General features: G+C 49.8%; 18 protein-coding genes and 2 tRNA genes. 3 read left to right on the forward strand and 17 right to left on the reverse strand.

The features are described from left to right. Window positions 1–15: 15 nt before the first annotated feature. From KXJ70_RS02775 to uvrB, 3 genes are all read right to left on the reverse strand, one after another. The gene (locus tag KXJ70_RS02775) at window positions 16–624 is read right to left on the reverse strand and encodes a hypothetical protein (protein WP_219041922.1); all 609 of its coding nucleotides are present in this window, start codon (window positions 622–624) and stop codon (window positions 16–18) included. 279 nt (window positions 625–903) lie between these two features. After that, window positions 904–980 (reverse strand) — tRNA-Val (locus KXJ70_RS02780). 107 nt (window positions 981–1,087) lie between these two features. Next, window positions 1,088–3,112: an excinuclease ABC subunit UvrB gene (uvrB, locus tag KXJ70_RS02785; protein WP_219041923.1), complete on the reverse strand. Its 2,025-nt coding sequence runs from the start codon at window positions 3,110–3,112 to the stop codon at window positions 1,088–1,090. 191 nt (window positions 3,113–3,303) lie between these two features. On the opposite strand from uvrB, the gene KXJ70_RS02790 reads away from it, so the two are divergent. Together KXJ70_RS02790 and KXJ70_RS02795 are read left to right on the forward strand one after the other, a co-directional pair. After that, a tRNA-Asn gene (locus KXJ70_RS02790) sits at window positions 3,304–3,379 on the forward strand. Window positions 3,380–3,528: 149 nt separating this feature from the next. Continuing rightward, window positions 3,529–3,873, forward strand: coding sequence for a hypothetical protein (locus KXJ70_RS02795; RefSeq protein WP_219041924.1), 345 nt, complete (start codon window positions 3,529–3,531; stop codon window positions 3,871–3,873). Window position 3,874: 1 nt separating this feature from the next. On the opposite strand, the gene KXJ70_RS02800 is transcribed toward KXJ70_RS02795, so the two are convergent. The 14 genes from KXJ70_RS02800 to gyrA all read right to left on the reverse strand — a co-directional run bounded on the left by KXJ70_RS02800 (window position 3,875) and on the right by gyrA (window position 20,398). Further along, window positions 3,875–5,647 (reverse strand): SLC13 family permease, encoded by a 1,773-nt coding sequence (locus KXJ70_RS02800; protein WP_219041925.1) that lies wholly within the window; start codon window positions 5,645–5,647, stop codon window positions 3,875–3,877. A gap of 1 nt (window position 5,648) precedes the next feature. Continuing rightward, window positions 5,649–6,620, reverse strand: coding sequence for a DHH family phosphoesterase (locus KXJ70_RS02805; RefSeq protein ID WP_219041926.1), 972 nt, complete (start codon window positions 6,618–6,620; stop codon window positions 5,649–5,651). Between the two features lie 42 nt (window positions 6,621–6,662). Beyond that, window positions 6,663–7,364, reverse strand: coding sequence for an orotidine-5'-phosphate decarboxylase (gene pyrF, locus KXJ70_RS02810; protein WP_219041927.1), 702 nt, complete (start codon window positions 7,362–7,364; stop codon window positions 6,663–6,665). Between the two features lie 8 nt (window positions 7,365–7,372). After that, on the reverse strand, window positions 7,373–8,572 hold the full coding sequence (locus tag KXJ70_RS02815) for a lipopolysaccharide assembly protein LapB (protein ID WP_219041928.1): 1,200 nt from the start codon (window positions 8,570–8,572) through the stop codon (window positions 7,373–7,375). Window positions 8,573–8,578: 6 nt separating this feature from the next. Beyond that, entirely contained in the window at window positions 8,579–8,872 is a 294-nt protein-coding gene (locus KXJ70_RS02820) for a lipopolysaccharide assembly protein LapA domain-containing protein (protein WP_219041929.1), read from the reverse strand. 77 nt (window positions 8,873–8,949) lie between these two features. Next, window positions 8,950–9,246: an integration host factor subunit beta gene (gene ihfB / locus KXJ70_RS02825; protein WP_219041930.1), complete on the reverse strand. Its 297-nt coding sequence runs from the start codon at window positions 9,244–9,246 to the stop codon at window positions 8,950–8,952. A 121-nt stretch (window positions 9,247–9,367) separates the two neighbouring features. Then, on the reverse strand, window positions 9,368–11,047 hold the full coding sequence (gene rpsA / locus KXJ70_RS02830) for a 30S ribosomal protein S1 (RefSeq protein WP_219041931.1): 1,680 nt from the start codon (window positions 11,045–11,047) through the stop codon (window positions 9,368–9,370). A 279-nt stretch (window positions 11,048–11,326) separates the two neighbouring features. Then, window positions 11,327–12,031 carry a (d)CMP kinase gene (cmk, locus tag KXJ70_RS02835; protein ID WP_219041932.1) on the reverse strand — a complete coding sequence of 235 codons (705 nt, stop codon included), beginning with the start codon at window positions 12,029–12,031 and terminating at the stop codon, window positions 11,327–11,329. Beyond that, the gene (gene aroA, locus KXJ70_RS19250) at window positions 12,028–13,329 is read right to left on the reverse strand and encodes a 3-phosphoshikimate 1-carboxyvinyltransferase (RefSeq protein ID WP_369409741.1); all 1,302 of its coding nucleotides are present in this window, start codon (window positions 13,327–13,329) and stop codon (window positions 12,028–12,030) included. The genes cmk and aroA overlap by 4 nt, the downstream gene beginning before the upstream one ends. A gap of 39 nt (window positions 13,330–13,368) precedes the next feature. After that, complete coding sequence (locus KXJ70_RS19255) at window positions 13,369–14,265, reverse strand: prephenate dehydrogenase/arogenate dehydrogenase family protein (protein ID WP_255558170.1); 897 nt, start codon at window positions 14,263–14,265, stop codon at window positions 13,369–13,371. Further along, window positions 14,255–15,373, reverse strand: a complete 1,119-nt coding sequence (hisC, locus tag KXJ70_RS02845) for a histidinol-phosphate transaminase (RefSeq protein WP_219041933.1) — start codon at window positions 15,371–15,373, stop codon at window positions 14,255–14,257. Before hisC ends, KXJ70_RS19255 begins: the two co-directional genes overlap by 11 nt. Window positions 15,374–15,408: 35 nt before the next feature. Further along, a complete protein-coding gene (gene pheA / locus KXJ70_RS02850) occupies window positions 15,409–16,554 on the reverse strand; it encodes a prephenate dehydratase (protein WP_219041934.1) in 1,146 nt (381 codons plus the stop codon). Window positions 16,555–16,558: 4 nt separating this feature from the next. After that, on the reverse strand, window positions 16,559–17,638 hold the full coding sequence (gene serC / locus KXJ70_RS02855) for a 3-phosphoserine/phosphohydroxythreonine transaminase (protein ID WP_219041935.1): 1,080 nt from the start codon (window positions 17,636–17,638) through the stop codon (window positions 16,559–16,561). Between the two features lie 99 nt (window positions 17,639–17,737). Continuing rightward, a complete protein-coding gene (gene gyrA / locus KXJ70_RS02860) occupies window positions 17,738–20,398 on the reverse strand; it encodes a DNA gyrase subunit A (RefSeq protein WP_219041936.1) in 2,661 nt (886 codons plus the stop codon). Window positions 20,399–20,669: 271 nt separating this feature from the next. Here gyrA and KXJ70_RS02865 point away from each other — a divergent pair, with 271 nt between their 5' ends. Beyond that, window positions 20,670–21,998: a TRZ/ATZ family hydrolase gene (locus KXJ70_RS02865; protein WP_219041937.1), complete on the forward strand. Its 1,329-nt coding sequence runs from the start codon at window positions 20,670–20,672 to the stop codon at window positions 21,996–21,998. The last annotated feature ends 1 nt before the right edge of the window (window position 21,999 follow it).

Here is a 21,999-nt window from a genome sequence, read left to right on the forward strand (position 1 = left end):
TATGCCTAATATTTATTATTTTTCGATTCTACTATCCAACGTTTCGAAAGAATCTGCCAAAGGCTTCTTCAAAACAACGCGTGTGCGGCCTTCCGGCAACTGAACCTGTCTCGGAATCTCCACCATCTCAGCCAAACTTTCGCGCAACAGAGAAAATGACCAACTAATTTTGCTACCATTACGGCAAACAACTCGAATATCTTTAACTTCAGAATTAGTCTCGTCGGTTATATATACAACATCCACCTTTATCACTTCAGGCAAACCATCCAACTGCCTATCTGGCTCATGGAAGTCTAATGCCGACTGAGTTGGGTAATTTTTAGAGTATCCGTCATCACCCCCTTTTTTAAAACGAAATACGACTTTACCGTCAACTAAAAACCAAGTCGTATGCGTCCCACGATGGATAGGCTTTACCCTCGGGTCTCCAGAAAATTCTAAAAGAGCAGTCTGAACAGACCAGTCCCAAATCGTATTGGCAATAGTTCGTTTATTTTTTACCGGCTTCTCACTACTAAGCAGCCAACGATAGTTCCCCCATGCTTCTCTGACACATTTTTCAATGCGCGCGCAGTGAGGCAGCAGAATCTCATAAACATCAGATTTAGTTGGATCACTCATATTCCGAATAGCCCTTTCCTAATTTCTTAAACAGTATATCGCAATTTCCTAAATAATCAAAAAATTATTCATATATTATGCATTTATAAAGTTTCAGAAATAAGAGCACCACTCGCACAAAATGCGCAAAAGAACATTTTATGCTTTAATTTCAATTAGTTACGGACGACTGAGCAACAAAGAAGGAAAATGAACAAAACTTGAACAAAAATATTAGTGTTCGAACAAAATCAAGAAGCGGAAAGCGAGAAACTAACCTATTGATTTCATTGAGTATATTGGTACGACCGAGTGGATTCGAACCACCGACCCCCACCATGTCAAGGTGATGCTCTAACCAACTGAGCTACGGTCGTACAAAGCGTGCTGGCAATCGTCGAATCGCTTGCCTAACACGGACGCGCATTATAATCACGCGCTTACATCAGCACAAGGTTTTAACCCAGATTAATACATTGCCGATTCAGCTAGCAAAGAAGCGCTGTTTTATCTCTGACAATTTATCCCTTACATTCGCCGCCGCTTCAAACTCAAGATTCTTAGCGTGCTTCTGCATATCCTGCTCTAGGGTTTTCAGCAGTTTTGCCAGCTCGGCATTCGACATACCCGCCGCGTCTAACAAATAGTCACCTGAAGGCTCAGCAACCTTCTGCACATTGCCACGCTGCTTTTTCTTGGAGCCCGGTATCGCGCCGGCGTCGAGAATATCTTCCACTGACTTTATAACGCCAATGGGAATAATATTATTTTTGAGATTATGCGCTATCTGCTTTTCGCGACGTCGAGTGGTCTCGTCTATGGCTCGCTGCATAGAACCGGTAATTCGATCGCCATATAGAATCGCCTTGCCATTCAAGTTTCGCGCAGCACGGCCAATGGTTTGAATCAGTGAGCGCTCCGATCGCAAAAAGCCCTCTTTGTCCGCGTCTAAAATGGCGACTAGCGAGACCTCTGGCATATCCAAACCTTCACGCAACAGGTTTATTCCCACCAAGACGTCAAATTTACCTAGGCGCAGATCACGAATTATCTCAACCCGCTCGACGGTATCTATATCCGAGTGCAAATAGCGGACCTTTACGCCGTGCTCATCCAAATACTCAGACAGGTCTTCCGCCATGCGTTTCGTTAACGTCGTCACCAGCACGCGATCGCCGACCGCCGTGCGCAACACAATTTCTGACAGCAAATCATCTACCTGAGTACTCGCCGGCCGCACCTCTATCTCTGGGTCAATCAAGCCCGTCGGCCTTACCACCTGTTCAACAACGCGGGCGGAATTCTCTGCCTCGTAATTCCCAGGCGTGGCAGATACTAAAATAATTTGCGGTACCAAGCGCTCCCACTCATCAAATTTCATCGGCCGATTATCGAGCGCCGACGGCAGACGAAAGCCATATTGGACTAAGGTTTCTTTGCGAGATCTATCGCCCTTATACATCGCGCCTATTTGCGGAATAGTCACGTGGGATTCGTCAATCACGACTAAGGCATTTTCGGGCAAATAATCAAAAAGAGTCGGCGGTGCCTCACCAGGATCTCGACCAGATAAATAACGAGAGTAGTTTTCGATGCCGTTGCAATAGCCTAACTCGCGAATCATCTCAATATCATAGCGCGTGCGCTGCTCAAGACGCTGGGCTTCAACTAGCAACTCATTGCTGCGCAAGTGCTCCAAGCGCTCGACGAGTTCCTCTTCAATGAAGTCGACCGCTTTTAACAAAGTTTCGCGCGGTGTTACGTAATGGCTCTTGGGATAAATGGTGATGCGTGGATATTTGCCATAGGATTCTCCGGTGAGGGGGTCAAATCCTGTAATTGACTCTATTTCGTCATCAAACAGCTCCACCCGAACCGCATTCTTATCACTCTCGGCAGGGAAAATATCAATCACATCACCACGGACACGATAAGTGCCACGCTGAAAGGCAATGTCATTGCGAGTGTATTGCAGCTCCGCTAAACGGCGAAGAAGCTTGCGCTGATCAATGCGCTCGCCACGCACTAAGTGCAAGATCATTTTGAAATACTGCTCTGGATCACCTAAACCGTAGATTGCGGATACCGACGCCACGATAATCGCATCGGAGCGCTCCATTAACGCCTTAGTCGCCGACAATCGCATTTGCTCAATGTGGTCATTAATCGAGGCATCTTTCTCAATAAACGTGTCTGAAGCGGGAACATAAGCCTCCGGTTGATAGTAGTCGTAGTACGACACAAAATACTCAACCGAATTATTGGGGAAGAACTCTTTAAACTCGCCATACAGCTGTGCAGCTAAGGTTTTATTAGGCGCCATAACAATGGTTGGGCGCTGAACTGACTGGATAACGTTTGCAATCGTAAAGGTTTTACCTGAGCCGGTCACACCTAGTAAAGTCTGTGCGTGCAAGCCCGCATTGATGCCTTCGACTAAACCGGCGATCGCCGCTGGCTGGTCCCCTGCAGGCGCAAATTTCGACACAACCTGAAATGGCTTACTCATAAACTTGACCGCAGCAAAACCCCCATCTTAACGTGCAGCGCCCCCTGCTGCAAAGCAGCTCACCAATCATAATAAACGCGCTAAACAGCGGAAATTGCTCACAAAATCACCAAAACAAGAAATTCTCACCTCAGGGGTTGACGACCCCAAGAAACATCCTTAATATGCGCGGCCTCAGCTGTTAAAGCTGTTCCGCCTTAGCTCAGTTGGTAGAGCAAATGACTGTTAATCATTGGGTCGCTGGTTCGAGCCCAGCAGGCGGAGCCAAATCAAAAAGGGCTTATGTGCAAACATAGGCCCTTTTTTTCGCCTGGACAAATTCCAATTTAAACAAAGCGAGACAGGCTATACTGCACCCACGTCATGATTAAATAGATAAAATGCAACATAAATCCAGCTAACAACGGACACACCATATGAAAGCGCGATTTACCTGCAGTGCAATTATTCTTACGCTGCTTCTTAGCAATCATTTATATGCGCAGACCCGTGATTTCAGTTCCGCGCACAAAAAAATAGAGCGCGCACTTGAAGGCGCCGTTGGCTTCCCCGGTAGCGATGCTATTTGGGTAAAACACAACGCACTATTAATTGCTGTCGCCAAAGGCGCCGTCAATGAGAAAAAATATGCCAAGCAGGTGTGCACGTTTCTCGGCGCGAATGGTTTCTCTAGCCAAAAGGTGTCGGTAATTATTGTCGATCAAGCAGAGCTTCGAAGCCACAACCAATGGTCGCAGCTCGCCGAAGCTCAATGTGAGTAAATCAGAACGGCCACACTAAAGGAGCGATAAGTACCGTACCCAGTCCGACTATAAAGGTGAGCGGTATACCGATCTTAAAGAAGTCACTAAATCGATAATCCCCGGGACCATAGACCATTAGGTTGGTTTGGTAGCCGATAGGCGTCGCAAAACTGGCCGACGCCGCCATCATCAAAGTCACCGCAAACGGCAACATACTAACGTCAAGCTGCTGACTCGCGGCCAAGGCAATGGGGAAGACAATCACCGCAGCGGCCAAATTAGAAATGACCGCAGAAAATAACGTTGTCACGATAAAAATAGCCGCCAATGTCGCCATAGGGGACCCGGCAGCCGCGCCGACGATACTACCAGCAATGACCGAAGCCGCCCCCGTGGACTCCAATGATCCACCCAGGGCGATAGACGCGGCAATAACCAACAATATCTGCCAATCAACGCTACGCCTTGCATCAGCAGCACGAATACATCTGGTCGCTACCATTAAACCCGCAGCCAAGAAAGCCGCCTTTAACATTGATAGCCAGCCTACTGCCACCACCAACACCATTGCGACCATGATGACGCCAGCACGGCCACGATGCTCGTGACGCACAGGGCGTGAATTCTCGATAGCACTGACCAGCAAGAAATCACGCGAGTAACGCTGATTGGGAACAAAGTCCTCATAAGCCTCGAGCAATAATGTATCACCTGGCTCTAACTCAAGATCACCAATTCGTCCCTTGAGGTGCTCGCCATTACGAGAGATAGCGATTATCGCCGCACCGTAATTATTACGAAAACGCATTTCGCGCACTGGTCGACTTAAATGGGGGAAATTGGGTGATATCACCACCTCGACTAGGCAGCGAGATAAATTATTGTCGCCAAGTTTGAAGGCCTGATCCTCAGCCAATCTTAGACCATGAAAGTTTTTCAAGTCGACAACCGAGCGCACATCTCCAGCAAAGATCAACCGATCGCCACCCATAAGAATTTCTTTGGGTGAAACTACCGTCATCAATCGTTCGTCGCGGACAATCTCAATTAAGAACATCGCCGGTAACTGCCGCAAGCCAGCCTGTTCAATAGATTGCCCAATCATTGGACTGCCGGGCTCAACCAACATTTCGATAATATACTGACGGGTATCACCAAACCGCTCTGCCTTACCGTTGCTAGTCGGCAACAAATAGCGGCTCGTTATGATGGTAAACGCGACAACCAAAATCGCGCAGGGTAAACCAACCCACGCTAAATCAAACATGCCCAACGTTTGCTCGGGCAAGCTATCCAACATCATGCCGTTAACAACCAGGTTGGTACTGGTGCCCACTAAGGTGCATGTACCGCCGACAATGGCCGCATAGCTCAGGGGAATCATCAACTGTGATACCGGCAAATTATTACGCTTGGCCCAGTCTCGCACTGCGGGAATCATCATCGCCACCACGGGCGTATTATTTAATATCGAGCTAAATGCCGCGACCGGCGCCATTAGCCGAAACTGGGCCATGCTCACGGACTTTGGACGGCCCAATACATTCAGGGAAATCCAACTCACTGCACCGGTTTCAGACAGTGCCTGCGCTACAATAAATAATATACCGACAGTGACCATACCCTCATTAGCCATACCCGCCAAGGCTTCTTTGGGCGAGAGAACACCAAGCAAGAGTAAAATCACAACACCACCGCACAAAATAATATCGGGTGGCCGCCGGGTAAAAATCAACGCTAATAAACAACCTGCAATAACACTCAGGGCAATCCATGCATCAAGGGTGAACATATTAGTTCGATAAGCTCCGATAGAACTCTTGGAATTTCTCAACAAACGTATTAAGACTCGTTACCGGTAAATCATTTATGCCAGCAGCGGCGGCTCGACCACCACCTGTTGGAAATTGCCGGCAAAATTCGTCTGCGCCACGCTTATTATTAAGCGGCGCGCGAATACTTACTAGATAGTTACCATTATTTTTTTCAGTTAATACAGCGTGCGCACGATCCGGAAAATCATTTGCCAAATCATTGCTGTAAACCCCACTGACCCGTCGCGCCCAGCGCTCATCCGGAAGAATAAATACTGCACTTACTTCATCTGCATGAACAGCAGGTAATTGCGCAGCCGCACGCATATCATTGTTATAGCCTTCTTCCAACTTAGAAAAAGTCTCTGCTGCCTCTTTCATAAACAGTCGCGGGCTGGCAAATGGCGCAATACGACGATAGAGCTCAGCCGGCGGAAAATGCAAATCTTCGATACTGGCGCCGTAACCATTGTAGTTAAGGTAGATACCGAGGTTCTCTAACTGCTGCAACTCCTCATCACTTAGCTCTAAGGTTTTTGCAACCGCCATTGCGCTATTGCGAAGGTTGTCACCAAAGGCACCAACTATCGCCCATTCGGCAAACTGTCCTTTCAACATACCGTTAACCAATAGACTGGTGCACACGTCGGCAGCTGGGTTGATATTCACGGTGAGATTAGCGTGCTCAGGAATGTCGCCGGCAAAATGGTGGTCTACGTAAGTCACCTCTGCTCCAGCTTGCAAGGCGGCATTTAGGCCATCGCGATTTTTATCGAGCGAGACATCTAACACCGTCATAATATCGCCTGCTTGCGCGGTCACTTTGTCGAGTAAATTTATATCTCGCTTTACACCGGTAACCAGCACACTGTCCTGTGGGTTTGCGTTGCGCAACTGAATCAAGGCGCACAAACCGTCTGCATCACCGTTAAAAACATCAATTACTGCCATTTGAATTATTTCCCTCTTTTTAAAAATGTAGTCGGTAAAACATCAATAACCAAGCGAAGCATTAATCTGCTTTAACATCGCCAAAGGATCTGCACAGCGAGTAATGGGACGACCAATGACTAAGTAGTCGCTACCCATCGAAATCGCCTCACTCGGTGTAGCAACACGCTGCTGATCACCTAAGGCACTGCCTTCTGGTCGAATACCCGGTGTAACGAGTAAAAAATTATCTGGAATTTGGTCGCGCAATATAGACACTTCTTGCGCCGAGCACACTACCCCATCTAGACCACTATCCGCCGTCAATTTAGCAAGGCGCCCCACCTGCGAGACCGCGTCATCGTTAACCCCAATACTGCCAAGTTCATTACTTTGCATAGACGTTAAAACGGTTACTGCAATTAATAAGGGGGCATCCTTACCAAAAGGTGCTAGCGCGGCTTTCGCCGCTGACATCATTTTTCGGCCACCCGAGGCGTGCACATTGACCATCCATACACCCAAATCTGCGGCAGCGGCAACCGCTGCCGCTGTGGTGTTGGGAATATCATGAAATTTTAAATCCAGAAAAACCTCAAATCCGCGTCGCTGAAGATCTCGTACCACCTCAGGGCCGAATAAAGTAAAAAGCTCTTTTCCTACTTTTAGGCGACACAGCGAAGGGTCAAGCTTGGCAACCAGAGAATCAAGTTCAGAGCGCACCGCAAAGTCCAGCGCAACAATCAGCGGGGATTTTTCAGCCATAATGTAATTTAATCACCTTGTATTCCACGAATGGGCGCAATGGTACCCCACTGCTCACAGCTGGGACACAGCCAGTGCAGTTTTTGACCCGAAAATCCGCAATGTCGACACCGGTACGTGGGACGCTCAAGCTTAAGCTGATCTAATAGCTGTCGCACTAATACCACGCTCGGCCCCCGGTCCTCCTCAGACCTATCGATCACAGCTGACAACAGTGCCAAGGTCGGACGCTGCATTGCCGCATCGCACAGGTAACTGAGTGCTTTGTCGTAACCATCGCGCTCGGCCATGATGGCAGTAGCCTCAATAATAAAGGCGGCACTATTTACCTGTAAGGCAATACGCTGGAGTGCATCGAGGTAAGCGCTGCGATCCCCAAAACCTGAAAATGCTTTCCTAAATATTGGCAACACTTCACTCGCATACGCGGGCTGACGCTCGATGACAGTATGCAAAAGATCCAATGCTTGCTGTGGCTTTTTTTGGCTAATCGCCACATCAGCTGACAGCAAATACGCCCTGACATTGCTACTGTCATACCGACGCGCCATCTCGAGCTCTTTTGAAGCCGACTTAATATTGTTAGCAGCGAGCAAGGGCTGAGCTTTTTCGCAGTAATAGTGGCTCAGTGCGCACTCGACCGCCCTTTCGTCAGCTGTCGGTGCGGCTTGTTTTTTTAACCAATGGCGCTGTGGTAAACGCAAGCGCGCAATAGCAATGGCTTGATCCCATTCCTTTTCACTTTGGTAAATGTTTTGCAGGTGCGCAAGGGCGTCCATACGATATATCGTCGACTCATCAACAACATCTCTCAGTAAGCGCTCGGCACGGTCTAGCAAGCCTGCAGATATATAGTCTCTCGCCAGCTCCAGATGCACCTGGTACAACTTATCTTTCGGTAAGCTAGGTCTCGACAATAAATTTTGATGGATACGAATCGCTCCATCGACCTCACCTTTACTGCGCATTAAATTGCCCAGTGCTAAGTGGGTCGGCAGCGTTTCGATATTCACAGGCAACTCATTGATGACGGTCATTACCGCTGCGCCCGCCTGCTCGCTAAGCAGATAATTTAAGCCCTTGTAATAGGAACTCGCATTTTCATCAATACTGCTGGACTTTTGCTTTGGACGATACCAATAGCCAAGTAGCCAGCCGCAGGCAACCGCGAAGAGAATAAATAGAAATTGAAGCAGCTCTGCACTCATTCCAAATTAACTACTTATAACTTGGTTTCGGGCAAGTTTAGTTTTTTCAGAATTTAAAAGACGGCGCAAACGGAGGCGCGAAGCCTGTAAACGCAAAATAACGATTGAGCTAGCTGCCACTCCTGCTAAGCCACCAACAAAGAATGCCAGTATCACCCAAGTAGATAAGCGCTGCGCAGGAAGCTCAGCAACAAGGACATTTAAAGGCACCAGCACATCATTTTGAATGGTAAACAAAAGACCGAAGGCCAAAACTAGCAGCAGTAATAGAAATACTAAAATTGAACGGATCAGACGCATCTAACCTTTTTCCAAAAAAAAACGGTATGGTCAATGACCATACCGTTTCTTTAATCATAACGCTAGCCGAACCAGCACTAAGTGCCTGACTCTAGACTCAAATTTACGCGTTCACGCAATTCTTTACCCGGCTTAAAATGCGGTACATATTTACCGGGCAACTCAACCGTATCACCGGTTTTAGGGTTGCGCCCCATACGAGGCTCCCGATAATGCAGGGAGAAACTACCAAAACCCCGAATCTCTATTCGATCACCCGTCGCTAAAACCGTCGACATATGTTCAATCATGGTTTTAACCGCCAACTCAACGTCTTTATGAGACAGCTGCGGCTGACGCTCGGTAATCAATTCAATTAATTCAGATTTGGTCATTGCTTGTTCCCGTTGTTTCCAACAATCAAGCCTAGCTTAGCATTTTTTTGCATATAAGCCAGATAGTTACGAGCAATTACTCAAAGTAAGTGCCCGTAACCTAAGACTCAGACAAAAGACCTTAGTCTTTATTTTCCATCTGAGCTTTGATCAAGTCGCCGATTGTTGCAGGAGCAGCAGTTTCGACTTCTTTTTCACGCAGTGACTTAACAGCTTCTTTCTCGTCATCAACGTCCTTGGCTTTAATAGACAAGGTCATTGCGCGGTTTTTGCGATCTACACTGATGATTTTAACTTCAACAGCATCGCCCACTTTTAAGACGTTACGCGCATCTTCTACTTTATCGCGGCTAATTTCAGACGCTTTCAATACGCCTTCCACTTCTTCGCTCAGTACAACGATAGCGGCTTTCGCATCGACTTCTTTAACTACACCATTAACAATGGCGCCTTTGTCGTTTTCAGCAACGTAGTTAGAGAACGGGTCGTCTTCAAGCTGCTTAATGCCTAAAGAAATACGCTCACGCTCGGGGTCGATAGACAGAATGACAGTCTCGATCTCGTCGCCTTTCTTGAACTTACGCACGGCTTCTTCGCCAGTTTCGTTCCAGGAAATGTCTGACAAATGAACCAGACCGTCGATGTTGCCATCTAGACCGATGAAGATACCGAAGTCAGTAATAGACTTGATAGCGCCCTTGATCTTGTCGCCTTTGGTGAATTGACCACCGAAAGCATCCCATGGATTCTGCTGGCACTGCTTGATGCCTAGAGAAATACGACGACGCTCTTCGTCGATATCCAGGATCATCACTTCTACTTCGTCGCCAACATTAACCACTTTAGATGGGTGAATGTTTTTGTTAGTCCAATCCATTTCAGAAACGTGAACCAGACCTTCAACGCCTTCTTCGATCTCAGCGAAACAGCCGTAATCAGTCAGATTAGTGACCTTAGCTTTAACGCGAGAGTTCTCTGGGTAGCGCGCTTTGATAGCAACCCATGGATCTTCGCCAAGCTGCTTCAGACCCAATGACACGCGATTGCGCTCGCGGTCGAACTTAAGGATACGCACGTCAATTTCTTGACCCACTTCAACGATTTCACTTGGGTGCTTAATACGCTTCCAAGCCATATCGGTGATGTGCAACAGGCCGTCAATACCGCCCAAATCTACGAATGCACCGTAGTCGGTCAAGTTTTTAACGATACCTTTAACAACCATACCTTCTTGCAGAGATTCCAGCAGCGCTTCGCGCTCTTCGCTGTTTACGCTCTCAAGAACGGCGCGACGAGAAACAACAACGTTATTGCGTTTCTGGTCCAGTTTAATGACCTTGAATTCAAGCTCTTTGCCTTCTAGGTGCGCAGTATCGCGAACCGGACGAACATCAACCAAAGAACCGGGCAGGAACGCACGGATGCTGTTGATATCGACAGTAAAACCACCTTTAACCTTGCCATTGATAATACCAATAACCGATTCTTCAGCTTCAAAAGCTGCTTCAAGGGTAGTCCACGCCTCAGCGCGCTTGGCTTTTTCACGTGACAGTTTGGTCTCGCCGAAGCCGTCTTCTACCGACTCCAGAGCAACCTGAACTTCGTCACCGATAGACAATGTAAATTCGCCGCTATCGCTTAAGAACTGCTCACGGGGAATAACACCTTCAGATTTAAGGCCTGCGTGAACAGTTACCCAATCGCTATCAAAATCAATAACAACGCCGGTTACGATTGAACCGGGTTTCATATCAATGGTTTTTAAACTTTCTTCAAATAGATCAGCAAAGCTCTCGCTCATTAGTCATTACCTGAGTATTTAATAGTGGCAACGCCACCGTATCGCCGTGTATCCAGCTTACACGGGTCAATTCATATTGCCTCAATACAACGCCAGCTGGTGTTTGCGCTGCATGCGACGGTTTTTAGTTAGTCTTCGAGACATTGCACGATTGCTGCTTTATTCTCTGGCGGCGTTGAAAACGTACTCAATCGGTCATTTATAAGTATAAATTCCCTCATTCCGTGCGCTTTCGCCTTGCCAGAAAACAAAACCTCGGCTCGTAGCGAAGATCTCAATTTACAAACTAACAAGACGAGCGTTAACTTCCGTCAACACTCGGTTAAACACTTCTTCTATGCCCAAACCACTGCTATCAATGTGCACAGCGTCGTCTGCGGGCTTTAAAGGAGCTAATTCGCGCTCGGAATCACGCTTATCGCGGGCGCGTATCTCCCCTAAAAGGGTCGCGAGGTTAACATCATCGCCACTTGATTTCAACTGATTGTAGCGGCGCTCGGCACGCTCCTCAGCGCTTGCGGTTAAGAATATCTTGACCGGCGCAGTGGTGAATACCACCGTACCCATGTCTCGACCGTCAGCAACCAAACCTGGCGCCTTGGCAAAATCACGCTGGCGGCCTAATAACGCACTTCGTACAGCAGGAAGAACAGCAACTTTAGACGCTAGCATACCGGTCGCTTCTGTACGCAAATCTCCGCTTACGTCTTCACCCTCAAGAAGCACAAGAGTCGGCTCACCTGCCTCTCCGGCAACAAATTCAACGTCTAGATTTGCCGCCAATATGGCGATGGCTGCTTCGTCGTCAAAGGCGCAGCCGTGTTTATCAGCCGCCATACCAACCAAGCGGTACAAGGCGCCGCTATCTAATAAATGCCAGCCCAGGTGACGTGCTAATTTTTGGCACAAGGTACCTTTGCCAGACCCGCTGGGACCGTCGATGGCAATTACCGGTGCAGCTAGCACTGCTATTGAATCACTCATGCCTGCACTTCTATATTCATACCCAGCCCTGCGGCCAGGGACACAAAATTGGGAAAAGACGTCGCCACATTATCGCAGCCTGTCACGCGAATAAGCTCGCTTGCCCGCAAAGAGGCAACTGCAAATGACATGGCGATACGGTGATCGTGATGACTCTCAACCGTTGCACCGGTGATCTGCCCACCTTGAATAACGATACCGTCTTCGGTCGGCACGGCGCTGATCCCCATGGCTTGCAAGCCATCAGCCATGACCTGAATACGGTCGCTTTCCTTTACCCGCAACTCTTCAGCTCCGGTTAATATCGTCTGCCCTTCAGCGCAGGCAGCAGCCACAAACAGCACCGGAAACTCATCAATCGCCAAGGGCACCTGATCCTCAGGAATATTGATACCTTTGAGCTTCGCGTAACGAATGCGGATATCCGCCACCGGCTCACCGCCGATTTCGCGCTCATTAAATACCGTAATATCGCCACCCATCTCACGCAAAATATTAATTACGCCAATGCGGGTCGGGTTAATACCGACGTGCTCCAGCGTTAAATCTGCATTCGGTGTAATGCTCGCCGCCACCATAAAGAAGGCAGCCGAGGAGATATCAGCTGGCACATCTATATGTACGGCTTTTAAACGTCCGCCGCCCTGCAGCTTGGCAACCGGCCCATCAACTTCAACATCGTAACCAAAGCCACGCAGCATCCGCTCGCTATGATCGCGGGTTGGCGCTGGCTCAGTAGTACGGGTTTCACCTTCGGCATACAAACCCGCCAACAGCACACAGGATTTCACCTGCGCACTCGCCATTGGCAGCACATAGTCAATACCTTTCAAGGGCTGACCGCCGCGCAAGGTTAACGGCGGACGACCACCTTCAGCTGTTTCTACCACCGCGCCCATTTCACGCAGTGGTTTAGCAACGCGCTCCATCGGACGTTTACTCAAAGACACATCGCCGGTCATGGTCACGTCAAACTTTTGTCCTGCCAATAAGCCCGCCAGCAAACGCATTGAGGTACCGGAGTTACCAACATAAACATCACCCACCGGCGCCTTCAGCCCGTCGCGACCGACACCGTGAATACGCACTCGGCCATTTTCTGGACCTTCAATTTCAACACCCATCGCCCTAAATGCATTCAGCGTCGACAGCGCATCTTCACCTTCTAAAAAACCATCCACGGTGGTCACGCCATCGGCGATCGCCCCTAACATAATCGAGCGGTGCGAGATTGACTTATCTCCCGGAACTCGGGCCGTGCCGCGCATTTGACCACCGGGTTGTAACAAGAAATCCACGATAAAATTCTCTTTATAGGTAATCAGAAAAATAGGAAGTTACGATGAAGGGGACTTTTTTTGCCGAGCGAGATACTGCCCCAAAAAATGTTCATCGCGGGCGTGCTTGGCGCGCTCAAAGGTATCTAAAATCACATCACCGTCGCCGTCGGCAATCGCCCCTCGAACCGTATTTAAATGGGCTGCAAAGGTATCAATACCCTGCAGAATGGCGTCGCGATTTGCCAGCGCAATATCGTGCCACATGGTCGGATCGCTAGATGCGATGCGGGTGAAATCCCGAAAACCACCGGCCGCAAAACGAAATATATCCGCCGCAGCGCCGTTCTGGGCAAGCGCATCAACAAGGGTATAGGCCAAAACATGGGGAAGATGACTGGTTGCTGCAAGCACCGCATCGTGCTCGGCAACATCCATACAAACAACTTCTGCGCCGCAGGTTTCCCACATCGATCGAACTAGCAATAGCGAGGCGTCAGACGTATTTGCGAGTGGTGTCAAAATCACCCTATGGTCAAGAAACAAGTCTACTGCCGACGCTTCAACACCACTTTGCTCCGACCCTGCAATGGGATGACCGAGCACAAAATTCGGCGGTACTTCACCAAAAATTCGCTCCGCCGCTTTCTGAATATTGCCTTTTACACTAGCTACATCCGTTACAACCATATTAGCCGTCATCAAGGGCGCTAATTCGGCCATAACTTTTTCGGCCACTAGCGTAGGCGTGGCAATCACCACCACGTCGGCACCCGCAACGGCCTCGGCCATATTCAATGTATAGGAATCAATCACTCCAAGCTGCAATCCGCGCTCGAGTGACTCAGCACGCCGCCCGGTAGCGACTACTTCACCGACCGCACCCTGTGCTTTTAAGGCCTTGGCGAGGGAGCCGCCCATCAGCCCCAAGCCAATAATGGTGAGCTTATTGATCAAGAACACCCTCACTTTTTAATTTTTGCAGTGCGCTTAAAAAACGCGCATTTTCATGTTCTAAGCCAATTGAAACTCGTAAATGCTTAGGCATTTGATATACCCCCACCGGCCGCACAATCACACCTTCTTTTAATAAGGCTTGATAAATCGGCATAGCGTCACAGGGCAACTCAAGAGCAACAAAATTTCCTACCGAGGGAATGTAAGTCAATCCCAGCGCATCGAAGCCCGAACATAGCTGCAGCATACCCGCGCTGTTGACCTGCTGACTGCGAGCTAAATAGTCCTGATCGTCCAACACCGCCACCGCCGCCGACATCGCCGGAATACTGACATTGAAGGGCGCGCGCACACGGTTTAATAAATCAGCAATTTGCGGACTGCTAACGCCGTAGCCAATTCTCAGTCCAGCCAAGCCATAGGCCTTGGAAAAAGTCCGCGTGACAATAATATTGGGATAATCGCCAAGAAACGTCAGTCCATCGGGGAAATCCTCGACACCGGCAAACTCCACATAGGCTTCATCGAGAACGACGATGACGTGCTCAGGCACTTTGGCCAAAAACGAACTCAGGGCCTCGCGACCAAGGTAATTACCCGTGGGATTATTGGGGTTGGCAATAAAAACAACTTTGGTATCTGCCTCAATCGCCGCCGCCATGGCGTCGAGGTCATGTCCCCAATTCTTTGCCGGCGTGACAATCGCTCGTGCACCGACAGCCTGTACCGCAATAGGGTAAACAATAAAAGCGTACTGCGAAAATACCGCTGAACTGCCGGCACTCAGAAAGGTGCGGGCAATCAAATCCAAAACATCGTTAGAACCATTGCCGAGGGTAAATTGGTTTTCATGCACAGCCAATTTAGCTGCGAGCTTTTTCTTTAACTCAAAACCGCTTGCATCAGGGTAGAGATGAGACTGCTTTAACGCAGTTTGCGCGGCGGCCATTGCCACGGGCGACGGCCCCAAGGGATTTTCATTACTCGCCAGCTTAACGACGCTGTCCAAACCCAGTTCACGCTGCAGCTCTTCTATGGGCTTGCCAGGCTGGTAGGGATGCAAACCCTGAACGCCGACATTTGCCAATGCAAACACATCACACGCCACTCAATTCACCCTCTACAAATAGGCCAAACACGGTGTTATATCGCCGCCTTGGGATAAGACCCCAAGACTTTAAACATAATGGAATGCTGCTCAATATCTTTCAGAATATCGACGATAATGGCATCGTCGCGATGGCCTTCAAACTCGATAAAGAAAACATAAGTCCAGGGCTCGGTTCGCGACGGTCGCGTATCGATACGGGTGAGCATCACATCTGCTTTCTGAAAAGGCTCCAATAATTTAAACAGGGCGCCCGGACGATTGCGCGCCGACACTACCAAGGAGGTCTTGTCACGCCCGCTGGCGGCCACATCTTCACGACCGATGATTAAAAAGCGCGTCGTGTTATCAGGCTGATCTTCAATATTTGCCGCCAATTGCGTCAAGCCATACTGCTGCTCAGCCAACTCACCGGCAACAGCGGCAACGCCCTCTTCTTCCGCTGCCATTCTGGCAGCTTCACCGTTACTGCTCACCGCCGAACGTTCAACACCTGGATAGTGTGCGTCTAACCAGCGACGACTTTGTGCCAAAGCTTGTTGATGCGCACAAATCCGCGTTATTGGCTTATCTTTTCCGTCTTTACTCACCAGCAAATGCAAGCGAATACGCAGCTCTAGCTCACCACATATTTTTAATGGGGAGTTGATAAACGCATCAAGAGTGTGAGAAACCATGCCCTCGGTAGAATTTTCTACCGGCACCACGCCGTAATGACACTGGCCATTGGCGACCTTTGCAAACACATCATCAATAGATGCTTGTGGCACGCTGACAACAGCATGGCCAAAGTGCTTGAGCGCCGCCGCCTGACTAAAGGTACCCAGCGGCCCCAGATACGCCACTTCCATCGGCTTCTCTAGAGCCAAACACGCCGACATAATTTCGCGAAAAATAAACGCCACGGTGTCATCTGCCAGCGGGCCTTTATTCGCCGCCTTCACCCGCGCCAACACCTGCGCTTCGCGCTCGGGCCGATAAAATAGTAATTGCTGTGAACTACTGCTATCGGCACTCGACTCAAATTGCTGGGCCGCAGCAAACTCCCGCAGCTTAACCTCGGCAACTTGTTGGGCACAGCTTGCGCGCCGATTTAGCAGATCATGAATCTGGGTATCGATGCTATCAATGCTTTGACGTAAATCATCAAGACTCACTGGCGGCGTTTTAGATTCGCTCATAGTCTCAGCCGTTTTGTTGTGCAAAATCTTTCATGTAAGCAATCAGCGCGTCGACAGCTTCTTCCGGCACAGCGTTATACACGCTTGCCCGCATACCACCTACCGAGCGATGACCTTTCAAATTCAGCAAGCCGGCCTCTTCTGCACCGGCAAGAAACGCCTTATCCAAACTTGCGTCCGCTAACACAAAGGGGATATTCATTAAAGAGCGGCTAGCTACCTCAACGGGGTTGCTGTAAAAACCGCTGGCATCAATATAGCTATACAACTTTTCTGCCTTGCGACGGTTAACCACTTCCATCGCCTCCAGGCCACCCTGCGCCTTCAACCACTTAAAGACCAAGCCAGCCAAATACCACGCCAATGTCGGCGGCGTGTTGTACATAGAATCGTTATCGGCGGCGGTTTTATAATCCAACATGGTCGGCGTAATCGAGCTGGCTTTGCCCAGAAAATCTTTGCGAACAATGACGATCGTCAAACCCGCAGGCCCAATATTCTTTTGTGCGCCAGCGTAAATTAAGCCAAATTTATTTACATCAATTGGACGCGACAAAATGGTAGACGACATATCGGCAACCAGTGGCACCTTGCTTTCTGGCGTCCAGAAAAACTCCAGACCGCCAATAGTTTCGTTTGGCGTATAGTGCAAATACGCCGCATCTTCACTAAGCTTCCAAGTGTCAAAAGCCGGAATAGTTGTGAAGTTAGTGTCTTCGGAGCTGGCAACCACATTCACATTGGCGTAGCGCTTGGCTTCTTTTATGGCCTTTTTAGACCATTCGCCGGTGTTGACATAATCAACGACCTTGCCTTCACCCATCAGGTTTAACGGCACAGCAGAGAACTGACTGCTGGCGCCGCCCTGCAAGAACAATACGGCGTAGTGGTCAGAAATTCCCATCAGCTCGCGCAAATCGGCTTCCGCCTCGTTGGCGATACCGACCATTTCATCGGAGCGATGGCTCATTTCCATGACCGATAAACCTCGGCCCTGCCAATCCATTAGCTGCTCGCTGGCTTCTTTCAACACTGACTCTGGAATTGAAGCCGGACCTGCACAAAAATTAAAACGACGCGCCATCTTGAATCGCCACTCCGAAAGATTAAAAAATAAAAAAACAAACGGCGCCAGCGGCGTCGCTACTCATTACTTAGCTAGAACAGGGAATAGTGCCAAGGATTACTCCTCGCCGCTATCATCCGCAGGCGCTGCTGCATCGTCACCGTCAGTGCTGACGGCTTCGCCGGCAATCACATCGTCTGTGGTCGCAGTGTCAGTGTCAGCATCTTCATCGACCTGCAGCAATTTCTCGTCTTCTTCCTCAACGCGCTGCACACCCACCAGATGTTCGTCTTCTTTCAAACGAATAACCCGAACACCCTGGGTGTTACGACTGAGAATCGAGACTTCGTCAGTGCGGGTACGCACCAAAGTGCCTTGATCACTAATCAGCATTAAGTCGTCGCCCTCGAAGACCTGAACCGCACCGACCAACGGCCCGTTGCGCTCGCTCATCGCCATGGCGATAACACCGCGATTACCGCGGCCTTTTGCTGGGAAGTCTTCTACTAATGTGCGCTTACCGTAACCGTTCTCAGAAACGGTCAGCACCCGACCGCCTTCTTGCGGAATAATCATCGCAATAGCACGCTGATCTTCGTCCATACGAATACCGCGCACACCGCGCGCTGTACGCCCCATCGCCCGAACAGCCGCTTCGGGGAATCTAGCCGCTTTGCCGGCGCTGGTTAATAACAAAATATCATTTTCGCCGTTGGTGATTGCAGTGCCAATCAGCACATCACCTTCGTCCAGTTCAATCGCGCGCAAACCGACGCTGCGCTGACGAGAGAAGGCTTCCAATGGCGTCTTTTTCACGGTACCGAAACCGGTAGCCATAAAAATGAAATAGCCTTCAGTGTATTCATTAACAGGCAAAATTGATGTGATGCGCTCGTTGGCGTCTAACGGCAATAAATTTACCATCGGACGACCGCGAGAGTTACGACCCGCTACAGGAATTTGGTAGGCACGCAACCAATATACTTTACCGATATTCGAGAAACACAAAATCGTGGTATGGGTATTCACCACCAATAAATGTTCAACAAAATCTTCATCTTTAACCGAGGTTGCCGACTTACCCATACCACCGCGGCGCTGGGCTTGGTAGGTATCTAATGGCTGCGACTTGGCGTAACCGCCATTAGAAATAGTGACAACGCGGTCTTCTTCTGGAATTAAATCTTCGTGATTAAGATCAAGTTGTGATGCAACGATTTCACTGCGACGCTCATCGCCGTAATCGGCAACCACTTGCTCTAATTCACCGCGAATAACCGCGATAAGCACATCGGGATTCGCCAGAATATTTAAGTATTCTGCAATTTCCAGCAGACGCTCCTGGTACTCGCCCAGCAGTTTTTCGTGCTCAAGGCCAGTCAGTTTTTGCAGACGTAAATCAAGAATCGCCTGAACTTGCACAGGCGACAAATAATACTGGCCGTCACGCATACCATACTGATCTTCAAGATCGTCAGGGCGGCAGGCGTTTTCGCCAGCGCGCTCTAACATGCCAGCTACATCGCCCAATTTCCAAGGGCGCGAGATCAAACTGTCTTTGGCTTCTTGCGTGGTTGCAGAAGCTTTAATAGTGGCAATAATTTCATCAATATTTGAAATCGCAACCGCCAAACCTTCCAGCACATGACCGCGTTCACGCGCCTTGCGCAATAGGAACACGGTACGCCGAGTAACCACTTCGCGACGATGGCGAATGAAATACTCAAGCAGCTGCTTCAGGTTTAAAATACGTGGCTGATTATCGACCAGCGCCACGATATTGATACCAAACACATTCTGCAATTGGGTTTGGGCGTAAAGGTTGTTCAAAATGACTTCGCCGCTTTCGCCGCGTTTCATTTCTATTACCACGCGCATACCGTCTTTATCAGACTCGTCGCGCAGTTCAGAAATGCCTTCGATCTTCTTCTCTTTAACCAGCTCGGCGATCTTCTCAATCAAGCGCGCCTTGTTTACTTGGTAAGGCAGCTCGTGAATAAGAATGGTCTCGCGATGGGTTTTTTCATCGACGATCACTTCAGCGCGGGCGCGAACATAGATACGACCACGGCCCGTTCTATAGGCTTCTACAATACCAGCGCGGCCATTGATGATCGCCGCCGTTGGGAAATCTGGACCAGGAATGTGCTCCATCAACTGGTCAACCGTAATCTCCGGGTCGTCCAGCAAGGCCAAACAGCCGTTAATGACTTCGGTTAAATTATGTGGCGGAATATTGGTCGCCATACCAACCGCAATACCCGAGGAGCCATTGATCAATAGCGCGGGAATTTTAGTGGGCATCACCGCCGGAATTTGCTCGGTGCCATCGTAGTTAGGCACCCAATCCACGGTTTCCTTGTCTAGATCGGCGAGAATTTCGTGGGCGATTTTGCGCATACGAATTTCGGTATAACGCATGGCCGCCGCATTATCACCGTCGATAGAACCGAAGTTACCCTGCCCATCGACCAGCATATAGCGCAGCGAAAACGGCTGCGCCATCCGAACGATGGTGTCGTATACCGCAGAATCGCCATGCGGGTGGTATTTACCAATGACGTCACCCACCACACGGGCGGACTTCTTATAGCCTTTATTCCAGTCATTGCCGAGTTCGCTCATGGCGAACAGCACACGGCGGTGAACTGGTTTTAGACCGTCTCGCACATCGGGCAGTGCCCGGCCGACGATAACGCTCATTGCATAATCAAGGTAGGACTGCTTTAGCTCGTCCTCGATATTTACCGGCAGAATCTCTTTAGCTATATCAGCCATGAACGGGGTAGTTCCTTATTATGGATAGTCGTCACGCGGCAGTGTCGCCTCGAAATCGGCCTTATCCGGTATTAACTCACCACTGCCACCGTCTCCGCCGACGGCGCAGCTGGTCTAAGCGGAAAATAAAGCGGCAATGATAGCATAAATCTCAAGCCCGTAGACAGTTCAAAATCGCCGTAAATCAATGTGCTACCGCAACAAAGGCGACCACAGTCGCCGCGTTAACAGGTATACTTGCGCCTTTGCATAAACAGATACGGACAGCCTCATGCCTGCCCAAAGCCCACAAGTCGTCGACACCCTTATATTTGCACGCTGGATTATTCCCGTCGCACCCAATTGCACACCGCTAATTAACCATGCGCTAGCTATTCGCAATGGTGAGATATGCGCCCTGCTGCCCGCTCAAGACGCGGAGAGTATTGAAGCCGGCGAAGTGCTGCGACTCAGCAATCACGTGCTCATGCCCGGTCTTATAAACGCCCACGGGCACGCAGCCATGAGTTTATTTCGAGGTATGGCCGACGACAAACCGCTGCACACCTGGCTCAATGACCATATTTGGCCCGCCGAAGGTCGCTGGGTCGACGAGGCATTTGTTCGCGACGGCTGCGAGCTCGCCATTGCTGAAATGCTGCGCAGTGGCACCACCACATTTAGCGATATGTACTTTTTCCCCGAGGCCGCCGCTACCGTCATTCGCAAGGCAGGCATTCGCGCCCAGCTCAGCTTTCCTATATTTGACTTCCCCTGCGCCTGGGGTAGCGGCCCCGACGACTATTTGCGCAAGGGTCTCGCCCTGCGGGACGAGCTAAAACACAGCAAACTGATTACGGTAGCCTTCGGCCCCCACGCGCCTTACACAGTGGGTGACGACGCCATGCAGCGGGTGGCCACCCTCGCCGCCGAGGCTGACGCCGCCATTCAAATTCACCTGCACGAAACCCAGCAGGAAATCGACGACGCCGTCGCCCAAACCGGCAAGCGCCCCATCGCCCGCCTCGCCGAATTAGGTTTGCTCGGGCCAAAAACCCAGTGCGTACACCTCGCGGCGTTAAACGACGAGGACATCAACACCCTCGCTAACTATGGCTGTCAGGCAATTCACTGCCCAGAATCAAATATGAAATTGGCCAGCGGCTTTTCTCCCGTAGAGAAAATGCGCGCAGCCGGCATTAATGTCGCGCTCGGCACCGATGGCGCCGCCAGTAATAACGACCTCGACCTATTCAGCGAAATGCGCAGTGCAGCGCTGCTCGGCAAAGTCGTGGCCGGTGACGCCAGCGCCCTACCCGACCACTTCGCACTCACAATGGCGACTCTAAACGGCGCCAAAGCGCTAGGCATAGATCACCTAGTCGGCAGCCTGGAAGTGGGCAAACAGGCCGACGTGATCGCCATCGATCTATCAGCGCTGGAACAGCAACCTATTTACAGCCCTGTTTCACAACTGGTTTACACCAATATCAGTCATCAGGTTCGCTATAGCTGGATCATGGGCCGCAAGGTACTGGATAATGGCGAACTGACCACGCTAGACCGCCGCGACATCATTACTCGCGCTGAACTCTGGCGCACAAGAATTAGCGGAGAATAAA

The sequence above is a fragment of the Zhongshania aquimaris genome (assembly GCF_019312595.1).
Classification (GTDB): domain Bacteria; phylum Pseudomonadota; class Gammaproteobacteria; order Pseudomonadales; family Spongiibacteraceae; genus Spongiibacter; species Spongiibacter aquimaris.